Annotated in this window: 11 protein-coding genes and 1 pseudogene; 5 read left to right on the top strand and 7 right to left on the bottom strand. The window is 39.9% G+C overall.

Annotated features, from left to right (window positions below):
• Positions 1 to 18: 18 nt before the first annotated feature.
• The 4 genes from ctaD to HWQ40_RS32130 all read left to right on the top strand — a co-directional run bounded on the left by ctaD (position 19) and on the right by HWQ40_RS32130 (position 6750).
• Entirely contained in the window at positions 19 to 1755 is a 1737-nt protein-coding gene (ctaD, locus tag HWQ40_RS32145; RefSeq protein ID WP_292786012.1) for a cytochrome c oxidase subunit I, read from the top strand.
• Positions 1756 to 1878: 123 nt separating this feature from the next.
• Positions 1879 to 2505 carry a heme-copper oxidase subunit III gene (locus HWQ40_RS32140; RefSeq protein WP_229553420.1) on the top strand — a complete coding sequence of 209 codons (627 nt, stop codon included), beginning with the start codon at positions 1879 to 1881 and terminating at the stop codon, positions 2503 to 2505.
• Between the two features lie 1754 nt (positions 2506 to 4259).
• Positions 4260 to 5471 carry a serine/threonine-protein kinase gene (locus HWQ40_RS32135; protein ID WP_292786008.1) on the top strand — a complete coding sequence of 404 codons (1212 nt, stop codon included), beginning with the start codon at positions 4260 to 4262 and terminating at the stop codon, positions 5469 to 5471.
• 202 nt (positions 5472 to 5673) lie between these two features.
• Positions 5674 to 6750: a substrate-binding domain-containing protein gene (locus tag HWQ40_RS32130; RefSeq protein WP_292786007.1), complete on the top strand. Its 1077-nt coding sequence runs from the start codon at positions 5674 to 5676 to the stop codon at positions 6748 to 6750.
• A 309-nt stretch (positions 6751 to 7059) separates the two neighbouring features.
• Here the strand turns inward: HWQ40_RS32130 and HWQ40_RS32125 are convergent, their stop codons facing one another.
• The 4 genes and pseudogenes from HWQ40_RS32125 to HWQ40_RS32110 form a co-directional block, all read right to left on the bottom strand.
• Positions 7060 to 7401, bottom strand: coding sequence for a XisI protein (locus tag HWQ40_RS32125; protein ID WP_292786006.1), 342 nt, complete (start codon positions 7399 to 7401; stop codon positions 7060 to 7062).
• Positions 7389 to 7907: pseudogene (locus HWQ40_RS32120) on the bottom strand (element excision factor XisH family protein). The gene HWQ40_RS32125 and the pseudogene HWQ40_RS32120 overlap by 13 nt, the downstream one beginning before the upstream one ends.
• A 91-nt stretch (positions 7908 to 7998) precedes the next feature.
• Complete coding sequence (locus tag HWQ40_RS32115; protein ID WP_292786004.1) at positions 7999 to 9807, bottom strand: tetratricopeptide repeat protein; 1809 nt, start codon at positions 9805 to 9807, stop codon at positions 7999 to 8001.
• The gene (locus HWQ40_RS32110; RefSeq protein ID WP_292786003.1) at positions 9797 to 11089 is read right to left on the bottom strand and encodes an ATP-binding protein; all 1293 of its coding nucleotides are present in this window, start codon (positions 11087 to 11089) and stop codon (positions 9797 to 9799) included. Before HWQ40_RS32110 ends, HWQ40_RS32115 begins: the two co-directional genes overlap by 11 nt.
• Positions 11090 to 11621: 532 nt before the next feature.
• Between HWQ40_RS32110 and HWQ40_RS32105 the strand changes: the two genes are divergently transcribed.
• The gene (locus HWQ40_RS32105; RefSeq protein ID WP_366934042.1) at positions 11622 to 11879 is read left to right on the top strand and encodes a transposase; all 258 of its coding nucleotides are present in this window, start codon (positions 11622 to 11624) and stop codon (positions 11877 to 11879) included.
• A 556-nt stretch (positions 11880 to 12435) separates the two neighbouring features.
• On the opposite strand, the gene HWQ40_RS35780 is transcribed toward HWQ40_RS32105, so the two are convergent.
• The 3 genes from HWQ40_RS35780 to HWQ40_RS32095 form a co-directional block, all read right to left on the bottom strand.
• Entirely contained in the window at positions 12436 to 12549 is a 114-nt protein-coding gene (locus HWQ40_RS35780; protein WP_334981432.1) for a hypothetical protein, read from the bottom strand.
• 104 nt (positions 12550 to 12653) lie between these two features.
• Positions 12654 to 12878, bottom strand: a complete 225-nt coding sequence (locus HWQ40_RS32100) for a type II toxin-antitoxin system HicB family antitoxin (protein WP_292786002.1) — start codon at positions 12876 to 12878, stop codon at positions 12654 to 12656.
• A 184-nt stretch (positions 12879 to 13062) separates the two neighbouring features.
• Positions 13063 to 13653 carry a hypothetical protein gene (locus tag HWQ40_RS32095; RefSeq protein WP_292786000.1) on the bottom strand — a complete coding sequence of 197 codons (591 nt, stop codon included), beginning with the start codon at positions 13651 to 13653 and terminating at the stop codon, positions 13063 to 13065.
• Positions 13654 to 13733 lie beyond the last annotated feature (80 nt).

Genomic DNA, 13733 nt, shown 5'->3' with positions numbered 1-13733 from the left:
TCAGCACTCAGCATTCTTATGACACAAGCTCAGTTGCAAGAAACTGCCAATATCCCCGCTCTTAGTGAGGAGCCAGGGATCAGAAAATGGCAAGACTACTTTGGCTTCAACACCGACCATAAGGTGATTGGGATTCAATACCTAGTCACTACGTTCATTTTCTACTGCATTGGTGGGGTGATGGCTGACTTGGTTCGTACAGAACTGCGAACCCCAGAAGTCGATTTTGTCACCCCTGAAGTCTACAACAGCTTATTTACGCTGCACGCCACGATCATGATTTTCTTGTGGATAGTGCCAGCTGGTGCGGGTTTTGCTAACTTCCTCATCCCCTTGATGATTGGGGCAAAGGATATGGCATTCCCACGCTTGAATGCTGTTGCCTTTTGGATGATTCCCCCTGCGGGTTTATTGTTGATCGCTAGTTTAGTGGTAGGCGATGCACCAGATGCGGGTTGGACTTCCTACCCTCCCCTGAGCTTGGTAACAGGTCAAGTAGGTGAGGGAATTTGGATTATGAGCGTCCTCCTACTAGGTACGTCATCGATTTTAGGGGCAATCAATTTCCTTGTCACATTGCTCAAGATGCGTATCCCTGGTATGGGGGTTCATCAAATGCCCTTATTCTGCTGGGCGATGTTTGCTACCTCGGCACTGACTTTGGTATCTACGCCAGTGTTAGCAGCAGGTCTGATTCTGCTTGCCTTTGACTTAATTGCCGGGACAACATTTTTTAACCCAACTGGCGGTGGCGACCCAGTAGTATACCAGCACATGTTCTGGTTTTACTCCCACCCAGCGGTTTACATCATGATTTTGCCTTTTTTTGGGGCAATTTCGGAAATTATCCCCGTGCATTCCCGCAAGCCGATTTTTGGCTACAAAGCGATCGCTTATTCGTCTCTAGCCATTAGCTTTTTGGGGCTAATTGTTTGGGCACACCACATGTTTACCAGCGGTATCCCCGGTTGGTTGCGGATGTTCTTTATGATCACCACCATGATCATTGCCGTACCCACAGGAATTAAAATTTTCAGCTGGTTAGCAACCATGTGGGGTGGAAAAATCCGGCTTAACAGTGCCATGCTGTTCGCTATTGGCTTTGTTGGCACCTTTGTGATTGGTGGGATCAGTGGCGTGATGTTGGCGGCAGTGCCTTTTGACATTCACGTTCACGACACCTATTTTGTGGTGGCGCACTTGCACTACGTGCTATTTGGTGGTAGTGTTCTCGGCATTTATGCGGCGATTTACCACTGGTTCCCGAAAATGACGGGACGGATGGTGAACGAATTTTGGGGTAAGGTTCACTTTGCCTTAACAATAGTTGGTCTAAACATGACCTTCTTACCAATGCATAAGCTGGGATTAATGGGCATGAACCGCCGTATCGCCCAGTATGACCCCAAATTTACCTTTCTCAACGAAATCTGCACTTATGGCGCTTACATACTAGCAGTTTCGACATTCCCCTTCATCATCAATGCGATTTGGAGTTGGTTATACGGTGAGAAAGCTGGTAATAATCCCTGGAGGGCACTTACCTTAGAGTGGATGACAACCTCACCGCCAGCGATCGAGAATTTTGATCAAACCCCAGTACTGGCTACAGGCCCCTACGACTACGGTTTGGAAAATGCTAATGAAGGTGTACCTTTATCCGATCCCAATCCAATCTTATCTGGTGGGCCAAACTCAGTATTAAGAGCAGAACCCGACCCAGCGGTTGCCGCCAATCCCGAAGACCGGAAATAGAGTTAGGAGTTATGAGTTATGAATGATGAGTTATGACTTTAATAAAGTTGTTAGTTCAAAATTTTTAACTCCTAACTTTTAACTCCTAACTTTTAACTCCTCATTCCCCACTTATCAAAATTCATGCAAAGTCAAACTATTGACCCAGCTAAAACGGAACTGAATCATCACCACGCGGCGGAAGCGTCTGTCGGTCATCATGAAGAACATCCAGACCATCGCCTGTTTGGGCTAATTGTTTTCCTGATTGCTGAAGGGATGATTTTTATGGGACTGTTCGGAGCCTACTTGGCTTTCCGTGCTACCTTACCTGCATGGCCGCCAGCAGGTACCCCAGAATTAGAACTATTGCTACCTGGAGTTAACACCATCAATCTAATTTCTAGTAGTTTTGTCATGCACAATGCCGACACTGCTATTAAAAAGAACGATACACGGGGTGCGCAAATCTGGTTAGCAATTACCGCTGCAATGGGTGCTATTTTCTTGGTGGGTCAAGTATATGAATATACCCATTTAGAATTTGGTTTAACTACCAATTTATTTGCCAGTGCATTTTACGTTTTGACTGGTTTCCACGGATTGCACGTTACTATCGGCGTTTTAGCAATTGTTGCTGTGTTGTGGCGATCGCGCGTTCCGGGTCACTATAGTAACGAAAAGCACTTTGGTATTGAAGCAGCCGAAATCTACTGGCACTTCGTTGACGTGATTTGGATTATTTTGTTCGGATTACTGTATCTACTGTGAGTATTAATTAATTAGTTGTTCAATCCACGCGGACAACTTAATAAGCCCCCACTAGGGGGCTTTTTTAATTAACAGAATAAAAATATCAGTGAAAAAGATTGTAGAGAAGTAGCAGTGCTATGTCTCTACAAAGGTTATGAATAATGCATATTTATCGTTTACTTAAAAAAGTTAAATAAAAAATATATTAAAACAAGCGTAGACTATTCCCACTATTACTTTTGCTAGATGCAACTGAGTTATCGCAAGTGATATACACATTTTGCATCTAAATGAAGTACATCCTTACCCCCCTTGTAAAGCTACGGTATATACACAAGTCAAATTACCCCCCTTAATCCCCCCGATGCATTGGGTGGAAACAGGAATCTAGTTCCCTCACGCCACATGCTTCTCCCAAGGGGAGACGCTGCGCGAACAAGTCGGGCATTGCCCGCCCAACGCAGTGGCTCCCCAATGCATCGGGGAGGGTTAGGGTAGGGTAAAACTGACACGAAAAACCAGGTGAGTAAACTATTTCAGACTTGTGTATACACCGTAGCTTTGTAAAGGGGGGAAATTCCCAATCTAGTTCCCTCCCCAATACATACGGGAGGGTTAGGGAGGGGTATTTTTGTACTTCATTAACTTGCAATCTGCTGTATATGCGAGTTAAGTAAAAGGTGGGAAAGGTCGGAAAAGTAGGATGTTTTGGAGAAAGTATTGAATAACCAGCTAATATACTGTAAATTGATATCCCAAGGACTAAGTAAACCAATAAATAAAGAAAGTTCGCAAATTGATGCGAATTTAATTTAAGGAAATGCAGTCCTAATATTTTTTCTAGCCAAAAAAGTGGAAACTTGAAGTTCTTCCAGATATTGCAAGCATTGTAATTCGCAATTTTGCTTTATCATTTAAGTAGCTCGTACCAATTCAAAAAACGTTTACGACAGATAGCCCAACGCGCACTCTCGCCTTGCTAAGAGTAGGTAGGGATGGATTATTTTTTAACAATTGGTATCAGTATCACATATTAATTGTGGTATTTCGTGGAAGCGAATACGTATTATAGATTTGCCAGAATTATGAGTAGATCGCGATCGTAAAATAGACTTCTTGCATAAATCAAAAAAAGAATCCCACCCCGCCTTTGACTTACGTCAAATTCTCCCCTCCCCGCCTGCGGGGAGGGGTTGGGGGTGGGGTGTTAGGGGACTTTTGCAAGAGGTCTAATGTGTGAGTGATTGAAAAGTTACACCTAATTTACCTCAAAAACCATCACTCGATATTTAGCTCAAGAACTTATCCGATCTTTTTTAGTTTTTTCGTCGAACTCACATTGATCTGACAACGCGATCGCGATTGATAATGGCTAAAATCTGGTAACAAAATTGCGGCGAACACTGTCAGGATATTTGTGCCTTTAAATTTTACTATTCAAAGTTTTGTCAGTAATCAAACTTAACAGTTAAAATAAATAAAGATCCTGACTGCTGAATATTGTTTTATGCCCACAGTTTCAAGACTGTGGACTAGTGTTAAACTTACTTAAGTGATAAAATTACAGAAGTATTTCATAAATTAATTTTGTATTAAAATACCTATAAAGGTATTAAAGAAAGCAATCAATCAACTAAGTATCCAATTTATCCAAAGCATAGGTCGCCTGATGGCTAACTGCCGCAAATACCAGCAAATCTAGCAGCAAGCAGTTATTCATAACCTCACCCAAGCTCTGAATGGTCAGTAAATTAAGAAGTAGTATACGCCACATGAGCCAGAACCCTCTAGTGAGAAAAACACTCCGAAGTCGCTTTGAAACTGTCAAAGTGATGGAAAGTGGAGAATCTGATAATACTTACTTGTTAGGGGGTGCTATACGTAATAGACATCGATTCTCTCTCAAAAGAAAAACACTTCGGAATCGCTTTGAGATTATTAAACAACTAGGAAGCGGAGGTTCTGGTGATACCTACTTGGCCATTGACTTAGATTTACCAGGACAACCTCATTGTGTCGTCAAACATTTCGACCCAAAAGATTCCAACCCTGTTGTTCTACCTATCGCTAAAAAGCTATTTGATCGGGAAGCGGAAGTTTTATACCAGCTAGGCAACGACCACGATCAAATTCCCAGACTGTTTGCCCATTTTAATGAAGATGGAGATTTTTATTTAGTCCAGGAATTTATTGACGGTCATGCCTTGACTCAAGAAATTGTACCAGGTCAGCCTCTTAACGAGAATACAGTTTTAAATTTATTAAAAGACATCCTCGAAGTGCTGGCTTTCGTCCACCAACACGATATTATTCACCGAGATATTAAGCCTCAAAACTTAATGCGGCGGTCATCCGATCAGAAGATTGTGCTAATTGATTTTGGCAGTATTAAGAAAATTGGTGCTTTGGGAGCAGGCTTAACAATTGCTGTTGGGACTCCTGGCTATATGCCAAGCGAACAGGCTAAGGGAAAGCCAAAACTTTGCAGCGATATCTATGCAGTCGGGATGATTGGGATTCAAGCTTTAACAGGTTTAATACCTGAGCAACTACCAGAAGATCCCAGCACTGGAGAAGTTATCTGGCGCGATCGCGCCCAGGTAAGTGATGCTCTGGCAAATATTTTAGATACAATGGTTCGCGATCGCTACAACCAACGGTATCAATCTGCCACAGAAGCTTTGCAAGCCCTTAATTCTGATGTAGCGTTGTCACAGCCTTCACAATCTGCTGATATCAGCCACAAAGCTGATGATACCTATTTGCTAACTTATAAAAACTTTATTTTGCTGCTGGGTATCGGTCTTGGTGCAACCACTAGTTTGATAGTAATAATTTTAATTTACACATTTATTAATACGGGAACATCACTTCCAAACCAACCTACTCCACTAAAGAGTTTTCTAGAAAAATTTGTTGAGTTCCCATTAACTAATATGAATAGTCTAGTAGCTAAATCAGCAGCTAACAAAAGAATCAATTAAAGCAATTGAGCATTGCAAAAACTACCAAATAGCAAATTTAATTTCACTACATTAGAAAAAGTTAATCATCTAGCAGCAATCATAAAACTGCTTATTAACTAGCTATTAGAGATTTACTTTAAATTTAAATATTTAAAGATTACTGTAGGATAAATACTTAGATATTCTTGTAAGATAAATACAATAAACAAAATTTCAAAATATGGACAATACAAATCAAAGAAAAGCTTTAATTAACAACGAAATCGCCCTCTTTCTCAGAGGTTTGATTATTGGTAAAGTTCTAACACTTATGGTTATTGGCGGATTACTTTGGTGGTTATTCAAGCCAAATTTCTTGTCCCGCAACAGTGTTAACTCTCCCTCAAATCAAAATTTCAACAGCGTCTCTAATAATGGATCAACTTTTCAGACAGTTGCTGATGTTCCCCCTGCCTCATTCAACTACGGAGGTAGTACCGCTTGGGCATCTATCCGGCAATTGGTAGATTCTCAGATTCAGAGCGATCGCCCGGAACTACAATTACGCTACGTAAACCCTGTTAATGGTAGTCCTGGTTCTAGCTCCGGTATTCGGATGTTGCTTGATGGGAAACTAGACTTTGCTCAGTCCTCCCGTCCCCTTACAGATGAAGAACAAGCTACGGCAAAAGAGCGAGGCTTCACCCTTGAGGAACGCCAGGTGGGTATGGATGGGATAGCAGTGGTAGTCAATCCATCACTCAATGTGCCTGGTTTAACTGTTAACCAATTGCAGCAAATTTATTTGGGGAAAATTAGAAACTGGAATCAAGTCGGTGGGCCAAATCTACCTATCACAGCTTTTTCTCAACGACCAGAGAATGCAGATACAGTAATATTTCCTAGCAACAGCGACTTAAAGGGGCAAGCACTTGGCTCTAATGTGCAATATGTCTACTCTGCTACAGAAGCAGTGCGCCAACTCAGTAAAACCCCTGGTGGTGTGTATTACGCTTCTGCTCGTTCAGTAGTCTTTCAATGTAGTGTGAAGGCTTTGCCATTGGGTAGCACTTCCGGTCAGCTAATTCCCCCCTATCGGGAGCCGATGGTTTCGCCTGAGCAATGTCCACGTCAGCGCAACCAGCTAAATACTCAGGCGATCAAAAATGGCAGCTATCCGAAGATTGCTAATTTGTTTGTGATTATTAAGCAGAACAAAGGTCCAGAACAGCAGATTGGAGATGCTTATGCCAATCTTTTATTAACCGATCAGGGACAAAGAGCAATTGAGCAAGCTGGTTTTGTTGGAGTTCGCTAGTAGATTTCAAGGACAATTGAGCAAGCTTCCTAGAGATACCCAACTTCTTAAACAAGTTGGGTATTTAGCAATACAGTTCAGTTAAGCCTTTCTTCCTTTTCTTTGCGTACTTCACTGACGAGACGCTGCGCGAATGCGTACTTTGCGGTAGCCTGCGGCAAGCCGCTTTGCGTCTACGTTCAAAAACTTGACTTTCACCAAGAGTTTTAGCCTTAACTGAACCGTATTGGGGTATCTAGGGAAAGCGATCGCTTTTTTATCTATTCACTGCTTGTTCAATATTCATGTATTCATCACTTGAGTTGAAGTTCACTCAACAGCATAAGAAGTAAATTGGCGCTTAAAAGGAGAATGAAACCCAATAACAATATCAGAAGGGGGTACACCTAACTCAACCAATCGTTCAGCAACAGACTCTTCCGTACCGTTATACTGAATCCATATTTTCCCATCTTGAATATCAAAATGCATGACCGGGCCAAACACCCGCTTATCTCCTTGCCAGCCAACGTAAGCTAGTTGATAATGGTCGTTTTCGTTGTCTAAAATTAATTGTGATTTGACAGTATCAGTATCAGTATTAGACGTGATTTGTTGATGTTCGCTCAGAATTTGTTTGATAAATTGTCGATAGCGTTCTATTTTATCCATAGCCGAATTTCCTCACGTTTGGGGTCGTAAATTATCAACTTAATTTGGTAACGATCAAGGGTGCGCTGGACAAAAGAAAGTTGGAAAAAGTCTTGATATGTTTCGATCGGAACGGCTAGATAAAGCACTCTATCTGCTTCTTTCTCTTCCAGCCAGGACTTACGCAAAATTATGAAAAAACGAACCACAAAGGACGCAAAGGACACGAAGGAATAGGAGTTTTAGAGGGTTTTTGCGTAAGTCCTATCTTCAATAGCTTGGCAGTAATTGAGATATTGTCCGAGTGCAGTATAAAATTCACTGATATCTGAATCTGCAATAAAACTCTTAATTTCAACAGCTATTTTCTCTGTATTCCGTTCTGCGGCAATGGCATTTTCAGCTGCTAAGTCTATTTGTAGTTTAATCGCTTCACTAACACGAATTGTAAAAGGGTCATGAGTAATTATCCACCCATCTTTGATTAATGCTTTTTTTACCTGTTGATGGAAAACATCTTTAGCCATTTTGCTATCTCTAGATTAGAGTCTCAAAATGAAAATATTCTATTTTTATGATATTTTAGCGTTTAGCTTAACTCAAAATTAGATTTTTGCTCTATGCAGTGCGTTCCCCGAAGGGGTTGTCGAAGACATCGCACTCTCCATTATTCTGCATTGCTGCGGCAAGTTTATCTAGATTTTGACGAACAGTGACACTACGGTGATGATTTACACCCCAGACTCGTTCATAAATATTTAAAGCTTGCAAATAAAGCGGTTCTGCTTCACCGTAACGTCCACTTTCACGATAAATTTCTGCCAGATTATTGAGACTTTCGGCAACATTGGGATGATTTTCTCCCAATAGGTGCTTATCAAGTTCTAAAGCTTTTATACATAAGGGTTCCGCTTCATTGTAACGTCCCTGCTCCCTGTACATATAACCCAGAGCATAGATAGTATCTGCTAAAAGCGGATGCGCTTTTTGTAATAGACGCTGCTTGAGTTCCAATGATTCCAAAAACAAAGATTCCGCTTCACTGTAGCGTCCTTGAGCGCGGTATATTAAACCTAAATTGTGCAAATCTGTTGCAACATCAGGATTTTCTTCTCCCAAAAATTGCTTATCTAGTTCTATTGCTTGTTGTGACAAAGGTTCCGCTTCACTGTAACGTCCTTGATGATAATAAAGTAGCGCTAAATTATTTAGTATGAGAGCGAAAGAAAGATGATTTTCGCCAACCAGACGTTTTTCAAGTTCTAATGATTGCAGATACAGAGGTTCTGCTTCGTCATAACGTCCTTGTTCATCATATAGTAATGCCAAATTGTTCAGACTCACAGCAACATCAGCATGGTTTTCTCCCCACAATCCTTTCCTCTGTTCCAAAGCTTGTTGATATAAGAGTTCTGCATTATTATATTGTCCAGTTGATTTGTAAAGTCCTGCCAAATTATTCAGGCTAGTAGCAAAAGCAGGATGGTTCTCTCCTAACAGGCGTTTCCTCAGTTCTAAAGCTTGTTTATATAAGGGTTCGGCTTCAGTGTAGTTTCCTATTGCACGATATATTCCTGCTAAATTGTTGAGGCTATTAGCTAAGTCTATCTGCAAACCTAATTCATTTTGTAGCTCACTCGCCTGACGCCAATATTTAATTGCTAATTCCTGTTCTTCTTGATAGTTTTGAGATTCCCCCCGATCTAATCTGCTGTGGTAAATATCGCCCAATCTTGAGTATAACGTAGCCAAGGTGGGGTCTTTAGTTCCCCGTTCTTCTTCTACTTTCTCGATTAACCTTTGTAAATCTTGAATGGGTAAGAAAAAGCGATTAGTTTCATTAGTATCTGTACTAGCTAATTCTGTGTCTCTAAAAACAAAGCGGATATTTTCTAATTCTTTACCAGGAATAGCATTTGTCTTTTTAGATTCAAACCGAAATACACCATTGCGCCAACTCCAAAAATCAGGGGCTTTTTTAATTAGGTTGACTAAAATTTGGTTAGTTACCCAAAGCACGATCGCAAATGGAAATTCGCGCAATCCTTCCCTTGTCCACTGTAAATAACCAAAAAATTTCTCCTGTTCTGATTGCTCATTTCCCAATCTGAGAAAATAAAGTTGCTCAGCACCCGTCACAGTAATCACCGCCGGGTTCTGCTGACGGAGATACTCTTCTTGTTGTACTAATTGGTTAAGAGCAGCTTTGAGGCTAGGTTCCTGACGTGCTAAAGTTACTCGATATGTACGGAAAGCAGGTTGTAGTTCAGCTTCATATTGAGCAATAATCTCATCACGAAAGCTAGCATCATCACAAACTGCAATCAATAAATTTAAGCCCCGCTTTTGAGCTTCAATAGAAACAATTAAATCATCATACGCATCTTGATTTTCTCCTTCATCATCTAATAATTCTTCATTTAACATTAATGGCTCCCTGTCTTCTCAAACTTTCGATAATAATTGGATGAACATCATACCAAGTTTCATCAGTGCGATATTCTAGAACATACAGCCCATGTAACAAATCTAAAAACTCTGCTTGTTTAGGGTCATTGGGCATAAATTGTTCATACACACTCTGCAAAATATCGATATCAACTTTTCCTAAGCGGATGGAAAAATCATTGCGAATTTTATTGATTGCTTGAAGAAGAATTTTATCATCAATAATAACTTTGGCTGAGGGATTTCGCCGGATCGTTCGCAAACATATCCGGCAACATTCCTTAGAAATCCGAATTAACTCTCGCAATACGCCACCACTGTAAATTACGATTTTTTCAGCCGTCTCTGCCGCGATTAATTCACTGGGAATCCGCTTTTGTAAAACTTCACCGAGAATCTTTGTTGTTTCCGGGCGAGGTTGGGCATTTTGGAAGCGATTTTTCCCTTTATCAAATATTTTTAAGACAGGCATTGCCACAACTTGATCGTTGGTTTCAGTGGCAATTATTGTGCTAATAAATGTTTCTCGAAGGACTGCGATCGGGATAGTGTAGATAATTTGAAAGTTAGGTTGACAGAGAGCTTTAATGTTATCTCGATAAATTTCGTTAACTCTGCCTAAATCAAGCTTATCTAAATCATCAATAATTACTAAAACGTTTTGTTTAGTTGCAGCTTGAATTAGAGCAGCAATTTCATTAATTCTGGCAACTAAATCTGATAACTTGCGTTCAAATTCTTGCTTAATTTCATCCCGAACGCTTGCATCAGCTTTTAATTTAGAGCTAATCAATTTTAAAAGGTCAAAACCTATACTAGCTTCTGCTTGCAAATTTAATTCTTCAGTGCGAGTGCGGGTAGCAAACCACTTATAAAGAGCTTCTTTAGTAGATTGTGGAATATCAACTTTGCGTGCTTCTGCCTCTGTCATTAAATTAACTGCGATCGCAAACAGTATATTAATATGATTAACTGCCGACATTTCAATTTTGTCAGCAATAGAAAAGAGAACTACAAAATATTTATCTTGAATTTGTCGGCTAAACTCAGCTAACAAAGTAGACTTACCACATCCTCGATGTCCTGTAAAGACAATTTTGCCATCTCCATTAGGACTATCTTCCACTAATTGGTTCAGGTCTGCAATCAAATCATCACCATATTCGACTCGAAATCTTTCCATTTCGTTCCGTTCCATTAACGGAAACAGTTCGAGATTGCTGTATGCTTCTTGAAAGGAGTTTAATAAATCTTGAGACATTGGATAGTGCTGTTAACGTGCTAACTATTCATATAATGGCTCATGATTTTTGAAGCACAAGTTTAGGTAATGTCTAGGATAGAGTATGCCTACATAACTTCTCAAATTCCGTTAATAAATAACTACTAAGTGAGTGGTATGTTATGTCTTAAAAAGAGATGCCCTAATCCTCAAATTTCAACCTATCAATAAGTAACAGAGGTCAATAATCAATAAGACTGAATGATAGATTATACATTCGATAATTCAGATTGAATGATAGATTATACAGATAACATCCTAAAAGCTACTTAACACATAAATAAAATAAAATTTTAAGTTATAAAAATAAATTTTTAGTCTGCTTCGTCTTATCCCCCTCTAGCCGATGCGATAGTTCCCTCCCCTTTCCAAGGCTACGGTGTACATACAAGTGAAATTACCCCCCTTAAAAAGCTATCCATTATAAACATCTTTCTTAACAGAAAAGTTGACAAAAGGGAGAGACTGTGAGTTTCTATAGCAAGAAACAGAGCCTTACCTTAGTCAGCAGATAGAAGAATGGATCACACAAGAACTAGAAACAATGGAATTAGGGGACAAAAGAAGAACCAAAAGGTTGATTAAAATAGTCGAAAATTTAAGTGCTAAACCAGAAGCAAGTATTCCACAAGCCAGTGGAACATGGGCGCAAACAAAAGCCACCTATGACTTTTGGGATTCACCATACATCAAACCATCAATGATTAGACAAGGACATATCAATGGGACAGTAGAGCGAATTGGCAAGCATCCAGTAGTCTGTTTTTAGGTCGCAAAAGCGATGGCTTTCCTGGTGTGAAAGTTCTCTGGCGTGGATTGAGTCGATTACATGATCTGGTTGAGGGTTGGCTTGTTTGTCAGTCTCTCAATAGTTAATTATTGCTTCATCTTCTCGTCAGTTTGTTCTAGTGTTTTTGCTCTAACATTCCCGATAATTAGTTTTTTACGCCGAGTTAGTTATGAGATCATCATACTTTTTGAAGTTCTGTTGATTCTCATGTCCATTTTCCAGAATAACTGGTGCTTTTTTCATCTTCCTCTTCTGATATATAGCTACTTACTTCTGTCAACTTTTGTGTTAAGAAATATGCTTATAATGGATAGCTTATAAAGGGGGGAAACTTGAAATCTTGCCCCCTCCCCTTCACAAAGGGAGGGTTGGGGAGGGGTGATTCAAGGATTTTTGCAAGAGGTCTATTAACTTATATTCATTTGTTATATATATCGTAATCTCTTTTTGAAAGCGATCGCACTACATGAAGAGGTGGCAAAAAAATGCGATGTCTAGCGACAAGTCGCCTTGCATCTACGGACTCTTAGCTAGATTAAGTTTCATCATTAGGGATATCATTTTCATCTGATTTGATAGCTTTTATCACCTGTTGTACTATCTTTGGATGTAACACTTTTCCTGCATGAAAAGGAAGTACTACCCTAATGTCATTTAGACGATATACTCTGTGACTACCTTTACTTCGTATTAAAGTAAAACCCGCATTTAAATAGTAGATTTTCGGCTTCCTTGGCTGTTAGACGCGGTAGTTTAGGCAAGTTGTACCTCTAAAAACATTGTGAAAATTTCTTTGTTTAAAAGTACCTGTTTCTCTGATTCTGATAAAGTTTCTAAGTAAAGTCCAACCGCTTCTTCTATATTTTCTTTTACCTCTGCCAATGAATCCCCTTGACTTTGACAGCCTGGAAGTTCTGGAGAATAAGCATAATAGCCATTTTCATCTTTTTCGATAATAATGTTAATTTTGTAAGACATAGAAATTGTTTATTGTTTGGTTTAATCTAAATTTTAGCAATATTATAGCGATCGCACTAAATTAACGCTTTGTAAAAAAAGGCGATCGTATTCTTAACTTAGCCATAAAAAAGAATGCTTTCTGATCTTTATCATAAACAAGACAAGATACCCGACTTCTCAAATAAGTTGGGTATCTGTTTGATTACGGTTTGATTAAAGATTCCTCAGACTTGCGATATTTAGCAATTAACCTACGTCTTTTGAGGGGTGAATAAACCAGCATGGAAAGTGCAGGTAAACTAGTTGCGGTTAGTGCTAACAAAATAAATGGATTTAAAAAACCTGCTATTATTCCAGTTCCTACACTAGCTCCAAATCCTAATATTAGTAGTATCAGCACAGTTGTAAATAAGTCTTCAGCCAAATCTATAACCCATTCCACAGCCCAAACCACAGCCCAACCCACAGCCCCACTCACAGCCCAAGCCACAGCCCAACCCACAGCAGAAATCACAGCAGAACTCAAACTCCCAGCAGAAATCACAGCCCCACCCACAGCCCAGCCCACAGCCCAACCCACAGAGTATCCTTGCTTTAGTGCGGAAGAACCTATAAAAGACCCACACATAAGTGAGATAATACCCCAAAATAGAATCCACCCATATCCAAAAGTTTGTAAAAACCAGCTTGCAACCGCACTTCCAGCATAAGTTATAAACCAAGTTGTAGCCATAGCTACCACCAACCCACAAATAAGATAAACCCAACAATCTTTTTGTGAGTAAAAATGCATCCTCAATTTTCCAACGTCGGCGATACAGTTAGGGTATCAAACCACTCAAATCCATAGAAGCCCATATCTGTAATTAGTAA

This window comes from Nostoc sp. NMS9 (assembly GCF_017114995.1).
Taxonomy (GTDB): Bacteria; Cyanobacteriota; Cyanobacteriia; order Cyanobacteriales; family Nostocaceae; genus Nostoc.
The sequence above is the reverse complement of the archived record's forward strand: the minus strand, read 5'-3'. Positions and strand labels throughout refer to the sequence as shown.

Coding starts and splice junctions, on each gene's coding strand:
- ctaD (WP_292786012.1), top strand. CDS start 19: ATGACACAAGCTCAGTTGCAAGAAACTGCCAATATCCCCGCTCTTAGT.
- HWQ40_RS32100 (WP_292786002.1), bottom strand. CDS start 12,878: ATGTCTTACAAAATTAACATTATTATCGAAAAAGATGAAAATGGCTAT.
- HWQ40_RS32140 (WP_229553420.1), top strand. CDS start 1,879: ATGCAAAGTCAAACTATTGACCCAGCTAAAACGGAACTGAATCATCAC.
- HWQ40_RS32095 (WP_292786000.1), bottom strand. CDS start 13,653: ATGCATTTTTACTCACAAAAAGATTGTTGGGTTTATCTTATTTGTGGG.
- HWQ40_RS32130 (WP_292786007.1), top strand. CDS start 5,674: ATGGACAATACAAATCAAAGAAAAGCTTTAATTAACAACGAAATCGCC.
- HWQ40_RS32125 (WP_292786006.1), bottom strand. CDS start 7,401: ATGGATAAAATAGAACGCTATCGACAATTTATCAAACAAATTCTGAGC.
- HWQ40_RS32135 (WP_292786008.1), top strand. CDS start 4,260: ATGAGCCAGAACCCTCTAGTGAGAAAAACACTCCGAAGTCGCTTTGAA.
- HWQ40_RS32115 (WP_292786004.1), bottom strand. CDS start 9,807: ATGTTAAATGAAGAATTATTAGATGATGAAGGAGAAAATCAAGATGCG.
- HWQ40_RS32110 (WP_292786003.1), bottom strand. CDS start 11,089: ATGTCTCAAGATTTATTAAACTCCTTTCAAGAAGCATACAGCAATCTC.